At 57.6% G+C, this 24,368-nt stretch carries 26 protein-coding genes; 19 read left to right on the top strand and 7 right to left on the bottom strand.

Annotated features, from left to right (window positions below):
* Positions 1–229: 229 nt before the first annotated feature.
* From AADJ11_RS14475 to AADJ11_RS14455, 5 genes are all read right to left on the bottom strand, one after another.
* Complete coding sequence (locus AADJ11_RS14475) at positions 230–1,627, bottom strand: bifunctional enoyl-CoA hydratase/phosphate acetyltransferase (protein ID WP_341235226.1); 1,398 nt, start codon at positions 1,625–1,627, stop codon at positions 230–232.
* A 38-nt stretch (positions 1,628–1,665) separates the two neighbouring features.
* Complete coding sequence (locus AADJ11_RS14470) at positions 1,666–3,381, bottom strand: alpha/beta fold hydrolase (protein WP_341235524.1); 1,716 nt, start codon at positions 3,379–3,381, stop codon at positions 1,666–1,668.
* A gap of 222 nt (positions 3,382–3,603) precedes the next feature.
* The gene (locus AADJ11_RS14465) at positions 3,604–5,457 is read right to left on the bottom strand and encodes a heavy metal translocating P-type ATPase (protein WP_341235225.1); all 1,854 of its coding nucleotides are present in this window, start codon (positions 5,455–5,457) and stop codon (positions 3,604–3,606) included.
* A 127-nt stretch (positions 5,458–5,584) separates the two neighbouring features.
* The gene (locus AADJ11_RS14460; protein WP_341235224.1) at positions 5,585–6,202 is read right to left on the bottom strand and encodes a hypothetical protein; all 618 of its coding nucleotides are present in this window, start codon (positions 6,200–6,202) and stop codon (positions 5,585–5,587) included.
* Positions 6,203–6,297: 95 nt separating this feature from the next.
* Positions 6,298–6,870 (bottom strand): HdeD family acid-resistance protein, encoded by a 573-nt coding sequence (locus AADJ11_RS14455; protein WP_341235223.1) that lies wholly within the window; start codon positions 6,868–6,870, stop codon positions 6,298–6,300.
* A 241-nt stretch (positions 6,871–7,111) separates the two neighbouring features.
* Between AADJ11_RS14455 and AADJ11_RS14450 the strand changes: the two genes are divergently transcribed.
* Positions 7,112–7,321: a hypothetical protein gene (locus tag AADJ11_RS14450; RefSeq protein ID WP_341235222.1), complete on the top strand. Its 210-nt coding sequence runs from the start codon at positions 7,112–7,114 to the stop codon at positions 7,319–7,321.
* 99 nt (positions 7,322–7,420) lie between these two features.
* Here the strand turns inward: AADJ11_RS14450 and AADJ11_RS14445 are convergent, their stop codons facing one another.
* The gene (locus AADJ11_RS14445; protein ID WP_341235221.1) at positions 7,421–8,257 is read right to left on the bottom strand and encodes a universal stress protein; all 837 of its coding nucleotides are present in this window, start codon (positions 8,255–8,257) and stop codon (positions 7,421–7,423) included.
* A 155-nt stretch (positions 8,258–8,412) separates the two neighbouring features.
* Between AADJ11_RS14445 and AADJ11_RS14440 the strand changes: the two genes are divergently transcribed.
* The 18 genes from AADJ11_RS14440 to aroQ all read left to right on the top strand — a co-directional run bounded on the left by AADJ11_RS14440 (position 8,413) and on the right by aroQ (position 23,309).
* Entirely contained in the window at positions 8,413–9,348 is a 936-nt protein-coding gene (locus AADJ11_RS14440) for a DnaJ C-terminal domain-containing protein (RefSeq protein WP_341235220.1), read from the top strand.
* A 1-nt stretch (position 9,349) separates the two neighbouring features.
* A complete protein-coding gene (locus AADJ11_RS14435; protein WP_341235219.1) occupies positions 9,350–9,649 on the top strand; it encodes a chaperone modulator CbpM in 300 nt (99 codons plus the stop codon).
* Between the two features lie 109 nt (positions 9,650–9,758).
* On the top strand, positions 9,759–10,610 hold the full coding sequence (locus AADJ11_RS14430; protein ID WP_341235218.1) for an NAD(P)H-hydrate dehydratase: 852 nt from the start codon (positions 9,759–9,761) through the stop codon (positions 10,608–10,610).
* A gap of 60 nt (positions 10,611–10,670) precedes the next feature.
* Positions 10,671–11,141: a Crp/Fnr family transcriptional regulator gene (locus AADJ11_RS14425; protein WP_341235217.1), complete on the top strand. Its 471-nt coding sequence runs from the start codon at positions 10,671–10,673 to the stop codon at positions 11,139–11,141.
* 23 nt (positions 11,142–11,164) lie between these two features.
* Positions 11,165–11,377, top strand: a complete 213-nt coding sequence (locus AADJ11_RS14420; RefSeq protein ID WP_341235216.1) for a DUF2892 domain-containing protein — start codon at positions 11,165–11,167, stop codon at positions 11,375–11,377.
* Positions 11,378–11,444: 67 nt separating this feature from the next.
* Entirely contained in the window at positions 11,445–11,768 is a 324-nt protein-coding gene (locus AADJ11_RS14415) for a TraR/DksA family transcriptional regulator (RefSeq protein WP_341235215.1), read from the top strand.
* 123 nt (positions 11,769–11,891) lie between these two features.
* Positions 11,892–13,025, top strand: coding sequence for an MlaE family lipid ABC transporter permease subunit (locus AADJ11_RS14410; RefSeq protein ID WP_341235214.1), 1,134 nt, complete (start codon positions 11,892–11,894; stop codon positions 13,023–13,025).
* Positions 13,025–13,816, top strand: a complete 792-nt coding sequence (locus AADJ11_RS14405) for an ABC transporter ATP-binding protein (protein WP_341235523.1) — start codon at positions 13,025–13,027, stop codon at positions 13,814–13,816. The genes AADJ11_RS14410 and AADJ11_RS14405 overlap by 1 nt, the downstream gene beginning before the upstream one ends.
* Positions 13,816–15,531 carry an MlaD family protein gene (locus AADJ11_RS14400; protein ID WP_341235213.1) on the top strand — a complete coding sequence of 572 codons (1,716 nt, stop codon included), beginning with the start codon at positions 13,816–13,818 and terminating at the stop codon, positions 15,529–15,531. Before AADJ11_RS14405 ends, AADJ11_RS14400 begins: the two co-directional genes overlap by 1 nt.
* Before the next feature lie 4 nt (positions 15,532–15,535).
* A complete protein-coding gene (locus AADJ11_RS14395; protein WP_341235212.1) occupies positions 15,536–16,147 on the top strand; it encodes an ABC-type transport auxiliary lipoprotein family protein in 612 nt (203 codons plus the stop codon).
* 134 nt (positions 16,148–16,281) lie between these two features.
* On the top strand, positions 16,282–16,860 hold the full coding sequence (locus tag AADJ11_RS14390) for a hypothetical protein (RefSeq protein ID WP_341235211.1): 579 nt from the start codon (positions 16,282–16,284) through the stop codon (positions 16,858–16,860).
* Positions 16,861–16,995: 135 nt separating this feature from the next.
* Positions 16,996–17,946, top strand: coding sequence for a hypothetical protein (locus tag AADJ11_RS14385; RefSeq protein WP_341235210.1), 951 nt, complete (start codon positions 16,996–16,998; stop codon positions 17,944–17,946).
* Positions 17,947–18,026: 80 nt separating this feature from the next.
* Positions 18,027–19,436 (top strand): four-carbon acid sugar kinase family protein, encoded by a 1,410-nt coding sequence (locus AADJ11_RS14380; protein WP_341235209.1) that lies wholly within the window; start codon positions 18,027–18,029, stop codon positions 19,434–19,436.
* A 19-nt stretch (positions 19,437–19,455) separates the two neighbouring features.
* A complete protein-coding gene (oiaX, locus tag AADJ11_RS14375; protein WP_341235208.1) occupies positions 19,456–20,706 on the top strand; it encodes a 3-oxo-isoapionate-4-phosphate decarboxylase OiaX in 1,251 nt (416 codons plus the stop codon).
* Between the two features lie 157 nt (positions 20,707–20,863).
* Positions 20,864–21,625: a triose-phosphate isomerase gene (locus AADJ11_RS14370; protein WP_341235207.1), complete on the top strand. Its 762-nt coding sequence runs from the start codon at positions 20,864–20,866 to the stop codon at positions 21,623–21,625.
* A 10-nt stretch (positions 21,626–21,635) separates the two neighbouring features.
* Positions 21,636–22,091 (top strand): RpiB/LacA/LacB family sugar-phosphate isomerase, encoded by a 456-nt coding sequence (locus tag AADJ11_RS14365; protein WP_341235206.1) that lies wholly within the window; start codon positions 21,636–21,638, stop codon positions 22,089–22,091.
* Between the two features lie 324 nt (positions 22,092–22,415).
* Positions 22,416–22,817 (top strand): rhodanese-like domain-containing protein, encoded by a 402-nt coding sequence (locus tag AADJ11_RS14360; RefSeq protein ID WP_341235205.1) that lies wholly within the window; start codon positions 22,416–22,418, stop codon positions 22,815–22,817.
* Between the two features lie 54 nt (positions 22,818–22,871).
* Complete coding sequence (gene aroQ / locus AADJ11_RS14355; RefSeq protein WP_341235204.1) at positions 22,872–23,309, top strand: type II 3-dehydroquinate dehydratase; 438 nt, start codon at positions 22,872–22,874, stop codon at positions 23,307–23,309.
* Positions 23,310–23,379: 70 nt separating this feature from the next.
* Here the strand turns inward: aroQ and tsf are convergent, their stop codons facing one another.
* Complete coding sequence (gene tsf, locus AADJ11_RS14350; protein ID WP_341235203.1) at positions 23,380–24,255, bottom strand: translation elongation factor Ts; 876 nt, start codon at positions 24,253–24,255, stop codon at positions 23,380–23,382.
* Between the last annotated feature and the right edge of the window lie 113 nt (positions 24,256–24,368).

Here is a 24,368-nt window from a genome sequence, read left to right as displayed (position 1 = left end):
GGCCAGCCGCAGCGTGTTTCGTGCTTATGGTCGCACCGCTTGATCGCTGTTTGCGCCTTGTGCTTTTGGTCATGCTGCCGTCCTCCTCGCATTGTTTCCCCCTTTGCTAGTTTGATTTCTCAAAAACGGGTTGATGAAGATCAATGCGACGGTGGTTACCAGCCAACGCACGCGAAAATGTGATCAGGCATAGGGGCATAGCGGGCAGGGGGCGTGAGATACGAGCCGCTTATAGAATGGGGGCGGGGTTCGTGGCATGTGCCATCAGTTGTGCCATGGCGGCGGACGCGATGCGGGACAACACGCCATCCGCGCGGCTGGTCAGGATGATTGGAACGCGTGCGCCCACCACGACCCCGCCTGCATCTGCCCCGGCCAGATAGATCAACTGCTTTGCAATCATGTTTCCGGAATTCAGATCAGGCACAATCAGCACATTGGCCTGTCCAGCGACATCGGAAATGATCCCCTTGGCCTCTGCAGCGGCTTTGGAAATGGCATTATCGAATGCAAGCGGCCCGTCCAGCAACCCGCCGGTAATCTGGCCTCGATCCGCCATCTTGCACAAGGCCGCCGCGTCGACGGTCGAGGGTAGGCTGGAGGTCACAGTCTCGACCGCTGACAGCAGGGCGACTTTGGGCAGGTCAATGCCCAGTGCAATGGCAAGGTCGATTGCATTTTGGACGATGTCGCGTTTGGCCGACAGATCGGGAAATATATTGATCGCCGCGTCGCTGATCAGCAAAAGCTTGGGATAGGTCGGCACATCCAGCGCGAAAATATGGCTCATCCGGCGTTCGGTACGCAGACCTGTCACCTTGTCCAAGGCGGGTTTCAGCAGCTCATCTGTGTGGATCTTACCCTTCATCAACATATCAACTTTGCCGGCGCGGGCCAGCGCCACGGCCTGTTCGGCGGCGGCATGGCTGTGGGGCACGTCGATGATTTCAATACCGGTCAAGTCGCAGCCCGCATCCTGTGCTGCCGCTTCGATCTTGGCTTGAGGCCCCACCAGAACCGGGATGATGATACCTTTCTCTCCTGCCTCAAGCGCGCCTTTCAAAGACGCGGCATCACAGGGGTGAACAACGGCAGTACGCACCGGCGCAAGCGAAGATGTTGCTTTGATCAGGTCCGCAAACCTGCTTCCGCGCTCGTGCAGATGCACCTCTGGCAGCACAACGCGGGGGCGGCGGACTTTGGCGGTGGGGGCCACGACGATTGCTTCACCCTCGATCACGGTTTCGCCGTTTTGATTGGTGCACAGGCAGGCCAGCGTCACGTGATGCTGCGCGGCGTCTTTCGCCGTAACTGTCACGCGGATCGTCACGGTGTCACCCAGCCCGACGGGGCGCAGGAATTTCAAATTCTGGTTAAGGTAGATGGTTCCCGGGCCAGGCAGTTCCGTGCCTAAAACCGCAGAAATCAGCGCGCCGCCCCACATCCCATGCGCGATGACTTTGTGGAACATGTCGGAATGGGCGTACTCCTGATCCACATGCGCAGGGTTCACATCGCCCGACATGACCGCAAACAGTTCGATATCCGCAGGCTTCAGCGTCCGGGTCAATTTGGCGCTTTCCCCCAGCTTGATCTCGTCGAAGGTGCGGTTTTCGATAAACTGCATCAAAGCGTCCCTTTGGGGGCTGTCATTCGCATCGGGTATTACTCCTGAAAAACATAGGTGCCGGGGGCGTCGCACAGGGCGGTATAGCTGCCGTCGGGGGTGCCCATCGGGGGCGGCGGTACCGGATCGCCGGATTTGTCGCCCAGCCACGTCACAAGTGCGGGCCACCACGATCCGTCCACAACATCGGCCTCGGCATACCACCGGTCAGGGTCGTGATAGGGCGCGTCCTTGTGTTTGGCGCGCATGCGGTAGTGGCGGTGCGGGTGGCCGGGTTCGGATACGATGCCCGCGTTATGCCCGCCATTGGTCAGAACAAAAGTAACATCGGTATCGGACAGAAGATTGAATTTATAAACCGAATGCCAAGGCGCGACATGATCGCGTTCAGTACCCACCATAAAGACCGGTGCGCGAATGTCCGTAATCGCAACGTTATTACCACCGGCCAGAAACCGCCCCTCTGCCAGGTCGTTGTTGAGAAACAGTTGGCGTAGGTATTGCGAATGCATCTTGTACGGCATGCGCGTCGCATCCGCATTCCACGCCATCAGATCGTTCATCTCGGACCGGCCGCCCATCAGATAGTCATGGATCACCCGCGACCAGATCAAATCGTTCGAGCGTAAAAGCTGGAATGCACCGGCCATCTGTTTGGTATCAAGATAGCCTTTGTCCCACATCATATCATCAAGATAGGCCAGTTGGCTGTCATTGATGAACAGCGTCAATTCACCTGCTTGGGTGAAATCAACCTGCGCTGCCAAAAGCGTGAGGCTTTTTAGCCGCGCATCATTGTCACGTGCCATCGCCGCCGCCGCAATCGACAAGAGCGTGCCACCCAGACAATACCCGACGGCATGAATGTGCTCGCCGCCCGTTATGGTATCGACCGCATTAACGGCCTCCATCACACCGCTGGACAGGTAATCATCCATGCCCAGATCGCGATCAGCGCCATCAGGGTTGCGCCACGAGATCATGAAAACCGTGAACCCCTGCGCCGTCAGATAGCGGACAAAGGAGTTTTCCGCGCTTAGATCAAGGATGTAGTATTTCATGATCCACGCAGGGACGATCAGAATGGGTTCTGGCCGGACCTTATCGGTTGTCGGGGCATATTGGATCAGTTCGATCAGCCGGTTGCGGTACACGACTTTTCCGGGGGAGGTCGCCAAATTCTCACCGACCTTAAAGTCCTCAAGGCCCACAGGCTTTTCGCCGCTGTTGGCCCGCGTCGCATCCTCAAGGAAATTCTGCCAGCCGCGCACCAGGTTCATCCCGCCTTCGCTTGCGGTTTTTGCCAGCACCTCGGGGTTGGTCAGGGCAAAGTTCGAGGGGGAGAAAACATCGAGAATCTGGCGCGTGACAAAGGTCACCACGTCTTCATGCTGGCGGGTGACCCCGGCCACGCCAGTTGTCGCGTTCTGCCACCATTGTTGGTTCAGCAAAAACCCCTGCGAGATCATGTTGAACGGCCATTGTTGCCACGCTTCGTCCTTGAACCGTTTGTCCTGCGGCAGCGGCGTGATGCAGGTTTCGGTGGTATTGGGGTTCTGGGCGCAACGGGCGGCGTGGGTGGTGAAACGCCATATTTTCTTGCCGGCTTTCTCAAGCAGCTCAAGCTGTTTGCCGGGGGCCGAGGACAGATGCAAAGCCCAGTCTGCATATGCAGCAGCAAGCGCGATAGGGGATATGCCGCCGGTAAAGCGCGCCTGAGCGGCCTTTAGCCCCTTGTCCAACGCTTGTTCCATCGTCGTGTGGATATGCGAGCGGCGCTCCAAATCCGGATCGGAATAGGAGGTCGGCTCCGTCCGGGGGCTGGGGCGCGGTGCCACGGGTGTTTCATTATGAAGTGCGGCGACATTTGCCATCTTCCTGCCCTTTCCAACCAACGTGAACCTGTCAGTCGAATACACCTGATCCGCCGGTATGAAATTGACCTGCGTCAATCCTCAACGCGTTATTTTGCCGGCTTAGGAAAGGGTCGGGTCAGGGGGCGTGATGCGCAAGGCCCGCAGGGCATTCAGAATAACGGCCACGTCAATCACCTCTTGGATCAGCGCGCCTTGGACGGGTGTCAGATATCCAAAGGCCGCAGCGATCATGCCGATGACCGATAGTCCGATCCCCGCAACCACGCTTTGCAGGGCAATGCCACGGGACCGGCCCGCGATATCCATCCCCATGGCCAACCGATCCACACGGTCGATCAGCAGCACCACATCCGCCGCCTCGGCCGAGGCGGCAGCCCCGCGCGCGCCCATGGCCACGCCCACATCAGCGGCGGCAAGGGCAGGGGCGTCGTTCACGCCGTCGCCAACCATCATCACCGGCCCGTTCTTGCGTTCGGTCAGCACCAGCAGCACTTTTTGTTCAGGTGTGAGATCGGCCCTAATCGCGTCGAGCCCCAAATCCTTGGTCACTTGTTCCGCCACTGCGGCCCGGTCGCCAGTGGCAAGCATGATCCGGCCAACCCCGATCCGGCGCAGGCTGGCTAGCATGGCCGCAATGCCCTCGCGCAGCGGGTCGGCCATCACCAGATGCCCCGCCATCGCGCCGTCCACGGCCACAGCAACGACAACCGATCCCGCCGTGCGTGACAGGTCGCTGCTGCTTGTTGCGCCCACCTGATGCGTCACAAACCCGTCGCCACCGACGATGACATCGCGCCCGTCGATACGGCCCGAAAGGCCTTCGCCCGGTACCTCAATCACCTGTGACGGAAAGGGGAGCGTGAGGTTGCGTGCTTTTGCAGCGGCAACGATGGCCTGCGCCACGGGATGGGTCGAGGTCTGGTCAAGCGCTGCGGCAAGGCCGAGTATGTCATCCTCGGAAATGTCGGTGTGGGTTTGAATGGCGACGATGCGGGGCCGCCCGTCGGTCAAGGTGCCGGTTTTATCCAAGATCAGCGTTTGAATGCGCGCCATCTTTTCCAGCACGCCGGACCCTTTGATTAGAACCCCGAAATGCGCGGCGCGTGACAGCCCCGCGACCAATGCCACCGGCACAGCAAGGATCAGCGGGCAGGGCGTCGCGATCACCAGCACGGCCACGGCGCGGATCGGATCACCGGTGAACCACCACGCGGCAAAGGCGATTGCGACCGTCACCACCAGAAAGCCAAGCGACCAACGATCAGCCAGCCGCGCCATGGGCGCTTTGGATCGTTGGGCTTCCTCTACCAGCCGCATGATGCCTGCATAGGTGCTTTCGCTGGCGCGGTGTGTCGCTGTCAGCTCGAACGGTTCGCCCGCGTTGGTGGACCCGCTGAGCGCCGGATCGCCGCGCGACAGTTTTGCTGGCAAGGACTCCCCAGTAAGGGCGGATGTGTCGACAAAAGCGACATCAGAGGCGACCGTGCCGTCGACCGCCACCGTGTCGCCCTTGCGGATCAGCAGCAGATCACCCGGTTCGATTTCATCCAAAGGAATTTCTTCGAGGTTGCCGTTTTTATGGCGCGTGGCCGTGCGCGGGACCCGCGACAGCAGGTCGTGCATCTCGCGGCGCGCACGGCCTTGAGCGAAGATTTCCAGAAAGGTGCCGCCGGAATACATCACCGCGACAACAGCCGCCGCGAGGGTTTCGCCAAAAGCGAGGGCGGCGGACATCGACAGCGCCGCGACAATGTCCAGCCCGACGTCACCGCGTGACAAGCTGCGCAAAATCTCGACCAACAGGGCGACCAGAACCGGCACCACACCGATGACCCAAAACAGCGTCGCCAAATCGCTTTTGCCAAACAGATAAAAGGCAATGCCCAAGACGAGCCCCGAAACAGCGCAGACCAGCAACGCAATTTTCACGAGGTCATCGGTTGCGCGTTTCATATTGCTCTGGTCCTTGGTCAAAGTAATCGGTCGGTACAGCAAAACGGGGTGCCGGACTGAATATACTCCGCCACCCCGATCGGGCATACTGTTATCGTATGGCCCCAGTTGATTGAGGCCAAGCGGTTCAGGTTTTCCGGTGCTTTTTCAACGCGTCCTTGAAGGCCGCTTGGGCCTTTGCATTGGCGGCATCAAACGCCGACCGAGATTCATTCAAAGCGGAGCGTAAGGCGGCCCATGATGCTTTGCCCGCATCGCCCATGTTCTCAAGCTTGGCCCCGGCGTTCTGGGCAATATGATCCGCTTTGGCGACGGCTGCGTCGACCTCGGCATCGCGTTCTGCCTTGAAATCGGCAGCGGCTTGCTTGATCCGCTCTGCGGCATCGCTCCAGGCTTTTTGCTGGGCTTCGGCCTGTGCTTTAAAGGTGTCTTCGATGGCCTCCGTCTTTTCGCCCACGTTCTTCCAATAGGCCTCTACGTCGTCCTCAAACGCTTCCCATTCGGCTTCAAGCTTCGCGCTGGTTTGATCCCATGTTTTCGCGTCGTCTTTGTACTCTGCCTTCAGCTTTTTCTTAAACGCATCGCGGTGTTTTTTCATGTCCTTTATCGCCTGTTCGGCGGTCTTGCGGGTGTCTTTTTTGACGTCTTCGGCAGTGTTTTCAAAGACTTTCAACACCGCTTCCATCTCGTCGAGGCGGCTTTTGACCCATTCTTCATAGGGGAAAATGTCGTTCTTCTTTTTCATGTCACTCTCCTAGAGCATGCCTTGGAATTACTTGCCGTGGGCAGAAACCTGATGTCCAAGGCGGGTTGATATTCTGACAGATCGGTTGGCCCGACTTAAGTGAGATCGCCAAAGGCCTTGCTGACCGCGATGGGGATCATCACCAGAGTCCAGCCCGAGATCATGATGCTGATCCCGGCAAGCGTGCCCAAAGCCCAAAGTGCGGCGGACGGCATCTGCCAAATCAGTACGGCCCCCAAAACGGCGGTGATCAGACCGTCAAACAAAAGCCATCCCCAGCCTGAAAGCGGCCGCATGCGAAAGGAAAGGACAGTCTTGATGACCCCTTCGGCCAGAAACATGGCCGCAAGGATGATTGTGAGGACAAACACCCCTTCGAGAGGGAAGAGCAGCAAATACAAACCGGCGATCAGCCACACCGCAGCGATGAGAAGGCCAAGGATGACCCCGCTCCATTTGGGATAGCTGAACGCGCCTATGGTTTGTGCGATGCTGGCAATAATCAGCATAGTGGCGGTCATCCAGACAACACCCAAGGTACTGATCAAGGGAAAGACGATGGCCGCAAAGCCCACCAGTATCATCACGACACCAAGGGCAATCATCACGTTGCGACCGCGTTTGATGCCGTCAGCGAATGGGAGGTCGTCGGCAGAGTTCATAGTCATGGAAAGTCTCCAAAGTTGCACGTGGGGGCATTTGCGCTATCGCAACCGGGACAGCGGAACGGCCCTTCGGAAATTGGTTAGGGGTTGGGTCGGTACGCTTTGGCACCCAAGTTAACAGGTATCCGATTCGTGCTACTTCAGATTGATGCACATCAATCGTCGGCGGCGTGACTTGACGCCGATCAAGTCGGGGCTGGTGCCGGCGCGGTAGTTTGGGCCAATCTTAAGCAAAGGAAACACCATGCCGCCTGAAAATCCCCGTCCGCCGTCCGACACGCCGCCGAAAGAAGTACCTGCGCCGAATGATCCTGAACCGGCGGCAGAACCGCCGCAGCCTACAGGGCCACAAGATCCAGATCAAAACCCGACCCCGACCGAGGTGCCGCAGCCAGATACGCCGGCCGAGGACCCGGAATATGATCCCTTTGATAACGGAAACTTCCCCGTCTAGGGATCGAGAACGGGATGATCTAGAAACCGACTAAAAGCGGGCCGCTATAGTTTTTGCGGCCCGCTTTGACGGTCTTGGGGGATGCGTCGTCTAAACGGCTTAATGCGCCAAAAATACCGGCAGGTCGGTCTGTTCGATCATCGACCGTGTTGTGCCACCCAGAACGGCCTGAACCATCCGCGCGTGGCCATAGGCCCCCATGACCACAAGGTCGGCCCCGAATTCCTGTGCGCGGTCCTGGATGCATTTCTCAACCGACAGCTTACCGTTTGGGTACTGCGAAACGGTGACGTTGCAGCCATGGTGGCTAAGCCATGCGGCGACATCTGTGCCGGGGTCTTGGCCGTCTCCTTGGGCGGTCATCAGCGGGTCGATGCTGGCAATCACGACTTCTTTTGCGGCCATCAGATAGGGCAGGGCCGCATGCACGGCACTTGCCGCCGCTTCGCTGTCATCCCATGCCACGAAAACACGCGCGATCTTGTCGGCGGTGGACCCGTTGATGCGAAGCCCGATTGGCGAATGGAACAAGACGCCCGATGCCGCCTCACGCAGGAAGTCTGGCGTGTCGCGCAGGTTTGCGGCCAGATAGGCCTCGTCACATACCCTTGCGACCCGTGCGACGGCGTGTTTTGCGTCCGCTGTGGCACAGATCACCGATTGGACATCGCCCGGTACGTTGCTTTTGGCCAGCAGCGCTTCGACTTCTTGCACGCGGTCTTGTTGCGTTTGCTGCACCTCGGCGACCAGTTCGGCCCAATTGTCCGGAACGGCACCGGCACCGTACGGGGATACATAAACCGGAATGAACGGCGATGCGCCCAAGATCAGGCAGATCAAACGGTTGTCTTGCACGGCGGCGGCTTCGGCGGCCTCGGTGATCAGGGTGTCGGGGGTGTTGATATCCATCACATATAATATCGTGCGGCGCTTCATATTATTCTCCATCCATAAAATGCGCCCGGGCAAGGGGCGGGGGCAGTGATCTATAGGCTAACATCAGCCGAAGCGGGTAAAATGACACAGATCAAACGGTGACCGAAATTTCATGACACTATAAAATCCAAAGCTATCAATTGGACGATTGGCAAATGGAATTCAAAGATTACTACAAGGTGCTTGGCGTCGAGCGCAGCGCAACGGATGACGAGATCAAAAAGGCGTTCCGCAAGGGGGCGCGCAAATACCACCCTGATATCAATCCCGATGCGGAATCCGAGGCAAAGTTTAAGGACGTGAACGAGGCCTATGAGGTTTTGAAAGACCCCGAACGCCGCGCGGCCTATGACCAACTGGGCAAAGAGCCACCGCAATCGCAAGGCCGCTATCAGCCGCCCCCCGGTTGGGACAACGATTTCGAGTTTTCTGGCGGCGGCCCGCAGAGCGACGAAGGGTTCAGCGATTTCTTTGAAAACCTATTTCGCAGGGGCTCTGGCCCAGCGGGCGGCATGGGTATGGGATCGGGTCGGGGTGCAGACAGCCACGGACGTATCGAAATCTCGATCGAGGATGCCTATAGCGGTGCCGATCGTACATTGAGCCTGAGATCGCCGGTTGTCGGGCCGAACGGAACTGTGACCATGCAGGACCGCAAAATCTCGGTGCATGTGCCCAAGGGGATTTCAGCAGGGGAGCATATTCGGCTGGCCGGCCAAGGGTCGCCGGGTGCAAAGGCGGCAGGTGATCTGTTTCTTGAGGTCGCCTTTGCACCGCATCCGATTTTCCGGGCCGATGGCAAAGACCTGTACCTTGATCTGCCCATCGCCCCATGGGAGGCCGCATTGGGCGGTCACGTGGTCATGCCCACCCCCGGCGGCAAGGTCGATTTGCGCATCCCCAAAAACGCACGATCCGGCCAGAAAATGCGGCTGAAGGGCAAGGGTCTGCCCGGCACCCCGGCGGGCAACATCTATGCCACTTTGAAAATCGTAAATCCAAAGGTTGAAACGGAAGAGGCGCGCGCGTTCTTCGAGAAAATGGCCAAAGAGATGGCCTTTGATCCGCGGGCCGGTCTTGGAGGGAAATGAAATGAAAAAGACAACAATGAAGCCTGATGTTGTTGATGCGCTGTCATTGCCTGACCTATGTCGATTTTGTCAGGCTGACGAAACCTGGGTGATTGAACTGGTCGAACATGGGGTGATTGACCCCATGGGCAGCAGCAGCGGGAACTGGCGCTTTGTCGGGGCAAGCATTGCCCGTGCGAAAAAGGCCAGACGGCTAAATCGTGACTTGGGTATCAATATTGCAGGGGTCGCGTTGGTGCTGGATCTGCTTGAGGAACGCGACGCGATCATGCGTCGCCTTGCACGGCACGAGCCGATTTGATTGGTATTGGTCACCGGGTGACATCGTACTCTTGTGCTCTATGTCCCCGTGTGACCGGGGCGACCGCCGCCCGATTAGCAATCAATCCAAAGCCAGACGAAAGCCGCACATGACCAATCCCGAAAACGAAATCCCCGTTTTTGAAATGACGGATCAGCATTGGCAGTCGCTTGGCAAATCGGGGGCAGGGCACAAGCATCGCTATGGTCACGGCGCTGTCGTTTCCGGCCCCTTTGGCCAAGGTGGGGCCGCTCGGTTGGCCGCGCGCGGGGCATTGCGGATCGGGGCGGGGCTGGTCAGTATCGTGTGTCGCGCTGATGCGGTGGCGGAACATGTGGCACAGCTAAACGCGATTATGGTTAAACCCTATGCAGATGACGCCGGTTTTCAGGATCATCTGAGCGCGATCAAGCCGCAAGCGATCTGCATCGGCCCCAATTTCGGCCTGTCATCTGCCAGCAAAACGCTACTGGGGCAGGCGCTGACCCTGGGGCTGCCGATGTGCATCGATGCCGACGCGATTACACTGATATCCGACACCTCAAATCCGCTGCCCGAGATTTCGAACCGGCAAAGCGTTATGACCCCGCACGAGGGCGAGCTGCGCCGTTTCATCCCCAATGCGTTCGACGAAACATCCAACCGCGTGACCCTCGCGCAACGCGCCGCTGAAAAAGCCGGTTGTGTGGTGTTGTTCAAAGGGCCGGATACTGTCATCGCGGCACCAGATCATGCGCCCGTCATCGTATCGTCCGCGCCGTTTCAACACAGCAGCTGGCTGGCAACCGCCGGATCGGGGGATGTGTTGGCGGGGTTTATCACTGGTTTGCTGGCCCGTGGCTTTGACGCGTTTGACGCGGCCTGCATCGCCGCCGCGCTGCATTTTCGTTGTGCTGAGGCATTTGGCCCCGGTTTGATTGCGGAAGACCTGCCTGAAATGCTGCCTAAACTGCTGCGTTGACCTAGATCAATCCGCGCTGTGCTTCGTCGTCTAATCTGATCGAAACACAGGTGATGTAATATGGTGATAACACACGAATGGCGCGCGGCATTTCCGGATTTGGCGGGCATCTCTGACCATGTGTCGGCCCAGCTAGACCGCCATGCCCATATGATACGGCGGCCCTCTGGGGCGGCGCTATCGGGCGCGGATGACGCTGGCGAAAACCTGCTGCTTGTTGTGACGGGTACCGTTCGGGTGCAGCTGTATTCTGACGCGGGTCGGGAAACTGTATCCTATCACATTCAGGCCGGCGAAAGCTGCGTTCTGACGACGGCCTGTTTGCTGGCCTATCGTGGAAATTCCGCCCATGCTATCGCCGAAACCGATGTCGAGGCGGTCCTGATCCCCAGCCGTATCTTTGACGCGCTGATGTCAGAGTCCAAGGCATTCAGGGCCTTTGTTTTCGCGTCATATTCCCGACGTATGACAGACCTGATGGTGCGAAAGCACGACCGCCCCGTCAGAGATCGACCAACCCACATCCACTAACCCCCTTAGAAATGGAGAGTATCATGAACGCCAATCTTGGAAATCTGGACCGTGTCATCAGGATCATTCTTGGTCTTGCGCTGATCGTTGCGCCGCTTTTGAACATCCCCGCCGTCTGGAGCAGTACAGTGCTTTCATACGGCAGCATGGCCGTTGGGCTTGTTCTCGTTGTCACCGGGCTTTTCCGGTTCTGCCCGCTTTACCGTATCTTTGGCATCTCTACCTGCAAGCTATAGCAGGGGTGCGGCGGCCACATTAACGGCGCCCGTAAAAGGGTGATCACATACATATCGAGGATGAAACATGCTTGACCACGCTCATTACGCCCGCTTGATCAAGGCGCGCCTGCAAGAATTAGATGCCCGTATGCACGAGGTCGATGACGAGCTGGGAGAGCCCAAATCGCCGGATATGAACGACCAATCGATCGACCTTGAGGATGACGAGGTGCTGGAAGGCATCGGGATGGCGGCACAAAAGGAAGTTGCGCTGCTCAACCTCGCTTTGGAGCGGATCAAAGACGGCAGCTATGGCATTTGCAAGGAATGCGGCGCGCAGATTTCGGAGGCGCGCTTGGCCGCTGTTCTGTATGCGCCGCTTTGCAAGGACTGCGCTGCAAATCACTAGCCGTTCGGCACCCGGTCACATAGTCAATTGCATCGGCCTGTCTGCGCTTTGTTCCAAAGAATGCTTGCGGAGCAAAGCGAAAAGACATGGCACCCGTCACCACGATAACTTAGGGTTAATGCTATGACTGAACCCGCCGACGCGCCTGTGAAAACGATCAGCAGCTCGATCTCCGAGGGGACATTGACCCTTTCGGGGCGCTTGCTGATCGACACAATGCTTCAGCTTAAGGGTTACAGCTCAAGCGCGATGCCTGAATCGGTTCATTACATTGATATTACGGAGCTATCCCAGCTTGATACCGCTGGTGCATGGTTTCTGCTGGACCACAAGAAACGGGCGGCCCAGCATAACATATCGCTTGAGATTACGGGCGCGTCCGATGCGCAGGCGCAATTGATCAAGACGGTTGAAAAGAACATGCCGCCGGATGATTTGGCACCGGCAAAACCCATTACAATTGCCGATCGGTTCGAGGCGTATGGCCGTAAGGTCGTGCGCGCCTTGCGCATGACGGTCGAGCTGATCTCGTTTCTGGGGCAGGTCATTGCGACATTGGGCGGCATCATCCGGCACCCCAGCCGCCTGCGTCTGACATCGGTGGTGCATCACTGTCAGGAAATCGGCGTAAGCGCGGTGCCCATCGTGGCGTTGATGGCATTTCTGATCGGGGTCGTGCTGGCCTTTCAGGGGTCGGCACAGCTGCGCCAATTCGGTGCCGAGGTGTTTGTCGTTGATCTGATTGCCATTTCGATCCTGCGTGAACTTGGCATTCTGTTAACCGCGATCATTGTGGCGGGCCGGTCCGGGTCGGCGTTCACGGCGTCGATTGGTTCGATGAAAATGCGCGAAGAGATCGATGCCATGCGCACCCTTGGCCTTGATCCGGTGACGATCCTTGTGGTGCCGCGCGTGCTGGCGCTGATGCTGATGCTGCCGGCATTGGGGTTCATCGCAGATATCTCTGGCCTGATCGGGGGCGCGCTGATGTCATGGATCGAGTTGGGCGTGTCGCCTGCGGTTTTCCAGACGCGTTTGGTCAACAACACCGACGTCTGGCATTTTAGCGTCGGCATGATCAAAGCGCCGTTTTTTGCGCTGATCATCGGCATTATCGGCTGTTACGAGGGCATGAAAGTGGGCGGCGACGCGGAATCACTGGGGCGGCTGACGTCGGCTTCGGTGGTGCTTTCGATCTTTATGGTTATCGTGATGGACGCGTTATTTTCGGTCTTTTTCGCGGTGGTGGGTGTATGATGGATACGGTGAACGATCCAATTATCAGCGTGCGCGGACTGGTGACGCGGTTCGGAACGCATACGGTGCATGACGGTCTGGACCTGGATGTGAAACAGGGCGAGATCATTGGCGTTGTGGGCGGGTCTGGTACCGGTAAATCCGTGCTGCTGCGGGCCATCGTCGGGTTGTTGGAACCCAACGCGGGCCAGATCGAGGTGTTCGGCCAAAGCGTGCGATCAACCTCTGACGCAGAGTTCCGTGCCTTGCGTCGTCGGTGGGGCGTGATGTTTCAGGACGGGGCGTTGTTTTCGTCGCTGACCGTGCGCCAGAATGTCGAGGCACCGATGCGCGAACAGCTGGCCTTGCCGGATGACGTGCGTGAAACCTTGGCCGGTATCAAGGTCCGCATGGTCGGGTTGCCCGAAAACGCGATGGCGAAATACCCGTCAGAGCTGTCGGGCGGGATGCGCAAACGTGCCGGTTTTGCGCGCGCCATCGCCATGGACCCTGAAATTGTCTTTCTGGATGAACCCACCGCAGGGCTTGACCCGATTGGGGCGGCGGCCTTTGATATCTTGATCAAACAATTGCAGGCCTCGCTGGGGCTGACGGTGTTTTTGGTGACGCATGATTTGGACAGTTTGCATGCGATCTGTGACCGCATCGCTGTATTGGCCGATCAAAAAGTACTGGCCGTAGGAACAATGGAAGAAATGATGCAGGTTGATCACCCTTGGGTGCATGAATATTTCCACGGTCCGCGCGCGCGGGCGGCTTTGTCTTCTGCCCAGAAAGAAGGGGCACACTGATGGAAACCCGCGCGAATTATATCCTGATCGGGATATTCACCCTGCTTTCGATCCTTGGCACCTTGGCGTTTTTCGTCTGGTTGGCCAGTGTTCAAATCAACAAGCAATACCAAACCTACGGCATTCTGTTCGACAACGTGTCGGGGCTGGATGCGTCGGGCGACGTTCTGTTCAACGGTATCTCGGTCGGCAAGGTCGTCGGTTTGCAGATAGCCGCACAGGACCCTTCCAAGGTGTTCACCACCATCGAGATCGAAGGCGACGTGCCGATCCGGTCTGATACGGTGGCGCAACTGCAATCGCAGGGGGTCACAGGTGTCGCTTATATCTCGCTTTCGGGGGGGACACCCACGGCACCGCCGCTTGTCGCCAATGCGGATGGTTGGTTGATGATCCCCTCGCGCCGGTCCACCGTGCAAACGCTGGTGGAAGACGGGCCCGATCTTTTGGTCGAGGCGAAGAAGTTGCTAGAGCAGTTTCAAAACCTCGCCGGTCCGGAAAACCAAGAGCATGTGACCAACATCCTGCGCAATATCGACACTTCGTCTGGCCGTCTGGATCAGGCGCTAGGCGATTTTTCACAGATCACCGGCACCGTGCGCGATGCGACCGACCAGATCACCCAATTCACCAACCGCCTTGATACCATCGGTGCCGCCGTCACGACCACGCTTGAGCAAGCCGACAGCACGCTTGAGGCAGCCACAGTTGCGTTTGGCACGGCGGATAAGGCGCTGACGGGGTCGGTGGGGGCCATCGACAGCGCCAAAGAAACCTTTGATCAGGCCAAAGCCATTCTGACGCAGCAGGTTCCCGAAATCCTGGCACTGGTGTCTGAGGCAACAGCGCAGGCGAATGCAGCGATTGCGGATGTGCAGCAACGCACGGGCACCACGCTCGACGGGTTTTCCGAGACCGCAGCCCTTTTGAACGCGCGGCTGGTCGAGCTTGAGGCCTCGCTTGAAGGGGCCAATACTGCCTTTACCGCCGTGACCGAAGCATCAAACAGTTTTGATCATCTTGTGGATGGCGATGGGACGCAGCTGGTGGCCGAGGCGCGGGTGGTGCTGGCCGATGCAAAAACTGCCATCGACGGGATAAACGCGGTAATTGCGAATGATGTGCCGGTGATCACGGCCGATATCCGCAGCGGCGTTGCCACGGCGAACCAAGCCATCGAAGACCTTGCCGCGCAGTTGACCGGCTTTACCGACCGATTGGGCCCGATGGCCGATGATGTGCAGGCGGCGATCCGGACTGCCAACACGCTGTTCACCCAAGCGCAAACGAGCCTGACCAATCTGGATACGACGCTTGGCGTCGCCAATGGCGCGCTTGGATCGGCGCAAACAACCTTTGACGCGGCGACGGTGGTTTTGAACACCGATCTGGAACCGATGATGACCGACATCCGGACGGCGGCGGATGAGATCAGCCGCGCCGTAACGGACGTGACCCGCGACATGCCCGCCATCACATCCGAGCTGCGTGCGCTGATTGCCCGCAGCGATGCGGTGGCCCGCCAGATACAGACCGCCGTGGCAAACGCCACCCCCGGCATCGGCGATTTTGCCAATAAAGGTCTGCCGGAACTCACAAGGCTCGCCAGCGAGGCGCGCACGTTAATCGACACATTGGGCAGTCTTGCGCGCCGCATTGAACGCGATCCAGCCCGCTTTATCTTGGACGGCCGTGTCCCTGAATACAGGAGATAGATCTATGCAAACCATGACCCGCCGCGCCGCCCTGTTCGGGGCGCTGTCCACGCTAAGCGGCTGTGCTGCAATATCGTCGATCAACAGCGCTGCCGCACCGCTGGATACCTATGACCTGCGCCCCGCCGCCGGATCAACAAGCGGTGGCCGCAGATCACGCACTTTATTGGTGGCCAAGCCGCAAGCGTCTGCGGCGCTGGCCACGGACCGTATCATGATCAAACCCGACGCGGTGTCGGTCACCTATCTGCCCGATGCCCGTTGGGTCGATGAAGTACCGGCTGTTGTGCAATCCTTGTTGATCCGCAGCATATCTGAAACGGGCCGCATCGCATATGTCGGGCGCAGCGACGCGGGGCCGATCCCGGACAAAGCGTTGCTGGTGCGCATCGACGCTTTCGAGGTCAACGCATTGGAAAACGGTGTGTTTAGCGTCACTGTTGACCTTGATCTGACGTTGATCAACGACAGCAATCAACGTGTTGTCGCATCGCGTCGGTTCTCGCAGACGGATTTGGTTGCCTCTGACGAGGTCACTGAAATTGTGGCTGCATTTCAGAACGTGCTGAACGATCTTTTGCCAGAGATGTCGGATTGGGCAATCGCGAGGACTTGAGCGGACTGCCGCTGAGGTCTGCGCAGGGTAGGGGTGCCGCCCACCTGCGCGCGTGGTTGATATGGATCAATGTTGTACAGAAAATCGCCGTCTAGATTGAACTCAAATCCAGCATTGCGCAGAAGGACAAGTTCATGACCGCGACCAAAGACGCAGATCACCACACCACCGTCATCAAAATCCCCGAGGCTGTTGGCGTTTTCGACAGTTTTGAAGACCTGCAAAAGGCATTCTATGATCTGAGGATGGTTGGGTTCAGCCGATACGACATCAGCCTGCTTGGCGCAGAGGACACATTGAAGGAAAAGCTGGGCACCGCCTATTGGCGCTCGCCCGAGTTGGAGGACGACCCCGACGCCCCCCGCGCGGCATTCGTATCCGAGGAAGCAATCGGCGAGCTTGAGGGCGGTATCGCCGGCGGGTTTTTCTTTCTAGGATCATATGTCGCCATGGCGGCGATGCTCACGGCGGCCAGTACTTTGGCGGCGTCCATCGCTGCAATCGCCATTGGCGGCGTCCCTGCTGCTATCGTCGGCGCGCTGCTGGCCCGGCGTGTGGGACAGCACCACAAAGACTATTACGCGAAACAGATCGAACACGGCGGTATCTTGTTGTGGGTTCGGGTAAAAGACAAAGAGCACGAGGAGCTGGCCACCAAGATCATGAAAGAACATTCCGGACGGGATGTGCATGTTCACGGGTGGAGCGAGTAAACTTCCGGCGGAAAGCTCTCCGATCTTAGGTGTGCTACGCTATCTCGCACGTCATCTATGCCGGTCCCAGTTGCATCTGTACCATAGCTGCATTCGCGCTATGCTGGGGCAGGGATTTGGGGACCGTCCGGGAAAATGCGTTTAGAAAAGCCTTCGTGGGTCGATAAGCTGGTGGCGGAGGAAACGGCACGCCAAGAGTTGACGGCAGTGTTAAATGCCAAGGGTAATGTGCAGCAATTCACCCTTGGGGATGCCCTGAAATGTAGCCAGAAAAGCTGGGTTTTTCGGGCCAAGATTAACGGCGAAGAAGCGGTTATAAAACGCTTCTTTGACAGTGACGCGCCACAAACCATCCGTCGGCTTAAAGACGAGCTGGATTTTCTTGAGCGGTCATTCGACGACATCCGCTATCAGGCGAACCGATGTCTATATGCTTGGCCGCAGGACGGCATTGCAGTGCTTAGCTTTGCCCCCGGGAAACGGCTGGGCGACCAGATTGCGCAGGCGTCTGGTGAGGAGCGGCGACAGCTGGTGAAGCAGAGCGGTAAGTGGCTCCGCCGGTATTGTTCGCTCCGCCAAAGGGACAGCCGTTTCGGACCTGCATTCTGGGTGAAAAAGCTAGCGTCGGTTAAGACAGATCGCATTGCGTCACCACCGGATCGACTGCTTTTGGACCGGTTGCTTGCGTCCATTCGGCGCCAGGTTGACGGGGTCAGAGGGGTACCGGTTGTTCAGGCAGCTACCCATGGCGATTTCGTCGGCATAAACGCGCATTATCATCAGGGAACGATCTATGGCGTTGATATTCAAGGGGAAAGCTGGCTAGCTGTGGCTAAGGACGTGGCGCGGTTTCTGGTCTGGTTGCAAATTCACGCGCCCAGTCCGGCGGGTGGGCATCGTTATGGCATATCATTGGACTTTATTGATCCGTTTCAGGAAAGCGGTGTTTTGAACGTGAATGAATACGAAACGACGCTGCCGTTCCTGATTGGCGAACAATTATATGGCCGCTTTGTCGAAGGGTATGAGCACCAAGATATTCGCGACAAGACGCGCGCCGCGATTGAGATGTATTTGGAGCGATAACGGCGCTGCATTCTGAACATTCTTTGTGTCGACGATGGATTAGATTGACAACTGGTATGACCAGATACTAGTCATGAGAAATGTCTAGAGAAATCAACACCCCCAGCCGTGAAGGCATGCGCTTATCTGCTGATAAACTGCTTGTGGCGTGGTATGCGGACGACTTCACTGGTGCCGCGGCGACGATGGAAGTGTTGAACTTTGCCGGTATCAAAACGGCGCTGTTTCTGGAGGTGCCGACGGTCCAGCAACTTGACCAATTTCCGGGTCTTCAGGGCTTTGGTGTCGCGTCAACGGCGCGGGCGCAAACACCAGATTGGATGGATCGGCATCTGCCTTTGGCCTTTGACCGGATCAAGGCGTTAGAGCCCGAGATTGTTCACTACAAGGTCTGTTCAACACTGGATTCCGCACCGCATATCGGATCGATTGGCAAAGCCATTGAACTGGGCGCGGCGTGTTTCGATAGCCGGTCGATCCCCGTGCTTGTCGCGGCCCCGAAAATGCGCAGGTACCAGTGTTTCGGGCAGCTTTTCGCGGGGATGGGCGATCAGACGTTTCGTCTGGATCAGCACCCGGTCATGGCCCGCCATCCCGTCTCACCAATGCAAGAACCCGATGTTGCTGCACATATTCTAATGCAGTCGGATCGTCTGAACGCAGAGCTGATACCGTTCAATGAGATGACTGCGTCATTGACTTATGCGCCCCAAAAGCGCGGACAGGCGGACGGGTCGACGCTTGTTTCAATTGACAGCGTGAACGACGACACGGATGCTGCTGCGGGGCGGATAATCTGGGAAAACCGCCGTGCGATGCCGTTCGTCGTTGGATCCCAAGGGATCGAATATGCGCTGGTCGAGCACTGGCAGCGAACGGGAGTTCTTGAACCGATTGCGCCGCCGTCGGGCATTGGGAAAGCCGCTGCAATGATGTGTGTGTCAGGCTCGGTCTCGCCCACCACGGCCAGTCAGATTGAATGGTCCAAACAGAACGGGTTTGAATGCATCGCCCTTGATGCGACGCAGCTGTGTTACGATGAGGCTGCAACCGACCGCGAGATTGCGCGTGTGATAAAGGCGTCTAAACACGCCCTGTCCCAAGGGCGTGATCCGTTGGTCTATTCTGCGGCAGGTCCGGATGATCCGATGGTGGGTCAGCTGATCGAAGCCGTATCACAATCGCGCCTGAGTATGAGCGACGTTAACCAGAAGATCGGCAAAACCTTGGGCCGTATCCTCAAGCAGGTCTTAACAGATTGCGGCGTTCGACGGGCTGTTGTGTCGGGCGGCGATACCTCGGGCAGTGTGACGCAGCAGCTTGGTATCTTCGCGCTGACAGCACTGGCCCCGACCATTCCGGGGGCATCAATTTGCCGGGTGCATTCAACCAATGCATTCGACGGGTTAGAGCTGGCGTTGAAGGGCGGGCAAATGGGATCGGAAGACTATTTCGGATGGGTCCGCGATGGCGGGGGGCCGCGGCAGTGAATAACCAAGGGCCGAGGATATGATGAACAGCGACTGGATCCACGTCACCTACCGGCTTGAAACCTCGGGCGATGTTGGTGCTCTGGCCGAGAAAATCGCGTCAGATCAGTCCACTGGCACCTTTACGGAGCTTCCGGGAGAGACCGAGGCCGTGCGCAAACGCTGTGCTGCTCGGGTGGTGAAACTGACCCCGCTGGAATCTGCTGAACAGCCGTCGCTGCCAGATGCACCGGGGCAGGGGCCTTATAACCGCGCGGATGCGGTGATCGCCTATCCGCTCGAGGCCGTCTCAACGGATATCGCCGCGCTGATGACGATCACCATTGGCGGTGTCTTTGCCGTGCGGGGGTTAAGCGGCGTCCGGGTGATGGATATCGATCTGCCCCAAGCATGGGATTGTCATCCAGGACCGCAGTTCGGGATTGCCGGGTCCCGCCGTTTGACCGGCGTTGAAAAAGGGCCGATTATCGCGTCGATTATCAAGCCGTCGCTCGGGCTGCTGCCGACCGAGACTGCGCAGGTGGTGCAATTGCTCTGTGACGCGGGTGTCGATTTTATCAAAGACGATGAAAAGCTGATGAACCCCGGCTATTCCTCTGTCGCGGATCGGGTAAAGGCGATTATGCCGGTCATCAAAAACCACCAGCAAAAGACCGGTAAGAAGGTCATGTATGCCTTTGGAATCTCGGCTGCGGACCCTGATACAATGATGCGAAATCATGATCTGGTGCTTGACGCCGGTGGCAACGCGGCGGTGATCAACATCAACTCCATCGGCTATGGCGGGATGTCATTTCTGCGCAAACGATCGCAGCTTTGTCTGCACGCGCACCGCAACGGTTGGGATATTCTGACCCGCCACCCCGGCTTGGGGATGGAGTTTCGGGCCTATCAGAAAATATGGCGCTTGCTGGGGGTCGATCAGTTTCAAATCAATGGCATAGGTGCCAAATATTGGGAGCCGGACGAGAGTTTCGTAAAGTCCTTTGACGACGTTACAACGCCGATTTTCCGCGAGGAGGATTGCGCGCTGCCAGTTGTTTGTTCGGGCCAATGGGGCGGGCAGGCGGTTGAGACCTACCGGCGCACCGGGCGGAGCCTTGATCTGATGTATCTGGGCGGCGGCGGCATCCATGGGCACCCCATGGGCGCAGCTGCAGGTGTCAAAGCGATCAAGCAGGCTTGGCAAGCCGCCGAGCAAGACGTCGCGCTTGATACCTATGCGAAAGACCACCCCGAACTTGCCGCAGCGCTTGCCAAATGGGGCTGATCGGTCGGGCGGGTTTGGCCTGTTATACGCCTTTGAGCGACCATTGTTGTGCGGGACGTGACCGAGTGCTGTCAGATTCCTTGCATTGATCGAGAAAGCATAATAATTATGTGGTCATACCAGTTGAATCAGTCTGCTGGGACCGGAGAACACATAAATGAAATGGGTCGGCACCAGTTGGAAGATGAACAAGACGCTGCCCGAGGCAGTGGCTTTCGCATCAAAGCTTGGTCAGGCCGACATTGATGCAGATCCAGCCATCCAGCGCTTTGTCATCCCGCCGTTCACCACGCTGCGCGAGGTCAGGCGCGTCTTGGAAGGGACATCGGTCAAGGTCGGCGCGCAAAATATGCATTGGGCGGATAAAGGCGCGTGGACCGGTGAAATTTCGCCGCCGATGTTGAGGGATTGCGGGGCGGATATGGTCGAGCTGGGCCATTCAGAGCGCCGCAGCTTCTTTGGCGAAACGGATGAATTCGTGGGTCGCAAGACTGCCGCTGCGGTGAAAAATGACCTTATCCCATTGATTTGTATTGGGGAAACGCTGGACCAGCGCAATGCGGGGGAGGGGCCTGAGGTCCTTGAACATCAGGTCCGTGCGGCATTGGGCCTTATCCCCGAAGCCAAGAAGAATGCGACCATCCTTTTTGCCTATGAACCTGTTTGGGCGATCGGAGAAAACGGAATTCCCGCCAGCGCGGCATATGCGAACGACCGCCATGCCGAGATCATTGCCGTCGCCGAAAACGTATTGGGCCGCAGGGTCCCGTGTTTATACGGCGGGTCGGTTAACCCGGATAACTGCGTCGAACTGCTGAAATGCCCCAATATCGACGGGTTGTTCATCGGTCGTTCCGCTTGGGATGTCGATGGATATCTGGACATTCTGCAACGCTGCGCTGCTGCGCAACATAGTTAGGAGAGACGTCATGAAAATTGCAGTCGCGGGTGACAGCGCTGGTGAACCACTGGCCATTGCCTTGGCCGAATATCTGTCAGACCGTTTCGAGGTGTCCGAGATTTCGCGTACTGAGAGCGGGCCAGACGACTATTATGCGAACCTTGCGGCGCGGGTTGCGTCGCAGGTGGTCAATGGAACCTATGACCGGGCGATCCTGTGCTGTGGCACCGGTATCGGCGTTTGTATCGCGGCGAACAAGGTGCCGGGCATCCGCGCGGCCTTGGTCAGCGATAGCTATTCGGCCGCGAAAGCCGCTACGTCGAATAACGCACAGATCATAACGCTGGGCGCACGCACGGTCGCCGTTGAATTGGCCAAGACAATCGTCGATGCGTATCTTGAGAAAGAGTTCGATCCCGCAGGGGCATCTGCGCAAAATGTCGAAGCAATCAACGCGCTTGGCGCGCAATACACAGCCGGTTGAAACAAGAGTTAGGGCGCGGCTTAAGGATATATACGTAATACTTATAATTGGTATTATGTAATATATTGATGCGCTGTGATCGCGCTAGCGACGTGATGCTATACATCTACATCCGATCTGAACTGCCTGATATTGTTTGCAAAATTCCCGGCGCACCGTTTCAGCTTTGGAACCGTTCGACACAATCAACCGCGGCTATTACCACGCCCCGTCTTTACCTATCTTGATCTGCTGCCCATAGTTCACAGTAACAGCGCCAATCCAATCTTCCATCCGTATTGGTGCATTTAAGGATATATGGCAGCCGTCTTGAAAGGACTTGAAATGGTCACGTTGAAAATGTCGTCGGCGCAGATGGTACAGGCTGCGCGCGCCCGGATTAAGGAGGTCGAAACCCCCGATCTGATTGCCATGTTAGAGGATCCTGGCGTTGTGATCGTTGATTTGCGCGACATCCGCGAACGCCAGCGCAGCGGTTATATTCCGGGCAGTTTTCATGCGCCGCGCGGTATGATCGAATTCTGGATCGACCCCGACAGCCCCTATTTCAAACCGATCTTCGGCGAGGATAAGGCGTTTGTGTTTCACTGCGCCTCGGGCTGGCGGTCGGCCATCACCACGGCGACTTTGCAAGACATGGGGTTTGAGGCCGCGCATCTGAAAGAAGGGTTTTCAACCTGGAAGGATCACGGCGGGCCTGTCGAGTTCCCTGAAAAGAAAGACTAAACAGGCATTGGCGGCTGTGCTAGACCAGCGGGACCACGACAAAAGGCACGGTATATGACATCTATTTTGATCCTGAACGGACCGAATTTGAACCTTTTAGGCACGCGCCAGCCCGAGGTTTACGGGGCAACGACCTTGGCGGATGTCGAAGCGCTGTGCCGCAGCCATGCTGATACACTGGGCCTGAAGATCGGGTTTGAGCAGTCAAACCACGAGGGTGCGATGATCGATCACATCCATGCGGCCAAGGGCAGCCATGCGGGCATTATCCTGAACGCGGGTGCCTATACCCATACGTCGATTGCGCTGATGGATGCGATTTCATCGGTTGAACTGCCCGTGGTCGAAGTGCACCTGAGCAATATTCACGCCAGAGAAGCATATCGGCACAAATCCTATATCGCACCTGTAGCGGTGGGTCAGATTTGCGGATTTGGCGCGCAGGGGTATGTGCTGGCACTTGATGCTATCAAGGCGCATCTAAGCAGCTAAGTCACTAATTTAAAATGAAAAAGGCGGAAACGCATCCGCGCCCCGCCCCTAGATCTTGCTATTGGATCGCTTAGCCTTTGGCGGCTTTTGCAACTTCAGCAGCAAAGTCTTCTTTGACGACTTCGATGCCTTCGCCAACTTCCAAACGTACGAAACCGGTGATGGTTGCGCCGGCTTCTTTTGCAGCGGCACCCACGGTCAGGTCTGGGTTCACAACAAACGCTTGGTTCAGCAATGTCACTTCGGACATGTACTTTTGCATGCGGCCAACGATCATTTTCTCGATCACGGCGTCAGGCTTGCCGGATTCGCGTGCGATATCCATTTGAACCTGCTTTTCTTTCTCGACCACGGCTGGGTCAAGATCGGCTTCGGACAGGGCTGCTGGGTTGATCGCTGCGATGTGCATTGCGATCTGTTTGCCAAGCGCTTCGTCGCCGCCGGTCATTGCGACCAGAACACCGATTTTGCCCATGCCAGGTGCCGCTGCGTTGTGCACATAGGATACAACGATATCGCCATCCAGGGACTGCATGCGGCGTACCGACATGTTTTCACCGATTGTCGCGATTGCGTCTGTGATAACGGTCGAAACGGGCTTGCCGCCCATGTCGGCTGCGTTCAGCGCGTCGATGTCGGACACGTTTACAGCGACGTCGGCAATGCCGGAAACCATTTTCTGGAAGTCGGCGTTCTTGCCAACAAAATCGGTCTCGGAGTTTACTTCGACTGCAACACCGTGGCCGCCTTCGACTTTAACTGCGACCAGACCTTCTGCGGCGGTACGACCGGATTTTTTGGCGGCTTTGGCCAGACCTTTGGTGCGCAGCCAGTCAACGGCGGCTTCCATGTCACCGTCGTTTTCCGTCAGCGCCTTTTTGGCGTCCATCATGCCGGCACCGGTGGTGTCGCGCAGTTCTTTGACCATGGATGCTGTGATTGCCATCGCTTTGGTTCTCCTTGAATTGGGATGATATGAGGGGCAGGTTTAGCCTGCACTCATGTCTCAAAAATGTAACGGTTTGACGACAGGCAGGGGTATGTCCCCTGCCCGCCTTT

Source organism: uncultured Sulfitobacter sp., from assembly GCF_964021855.1.
GTDB lineage: Bacteria > Pseudomonadota > Alphaproteobacteria > Rhodobacterales > Rhodobacteraceae > Sulfitobacter.
Note: the sequence above shows the minus strand (reverse complement) of the source record. Positions and strands in the feature narration are given on the sequence as shown.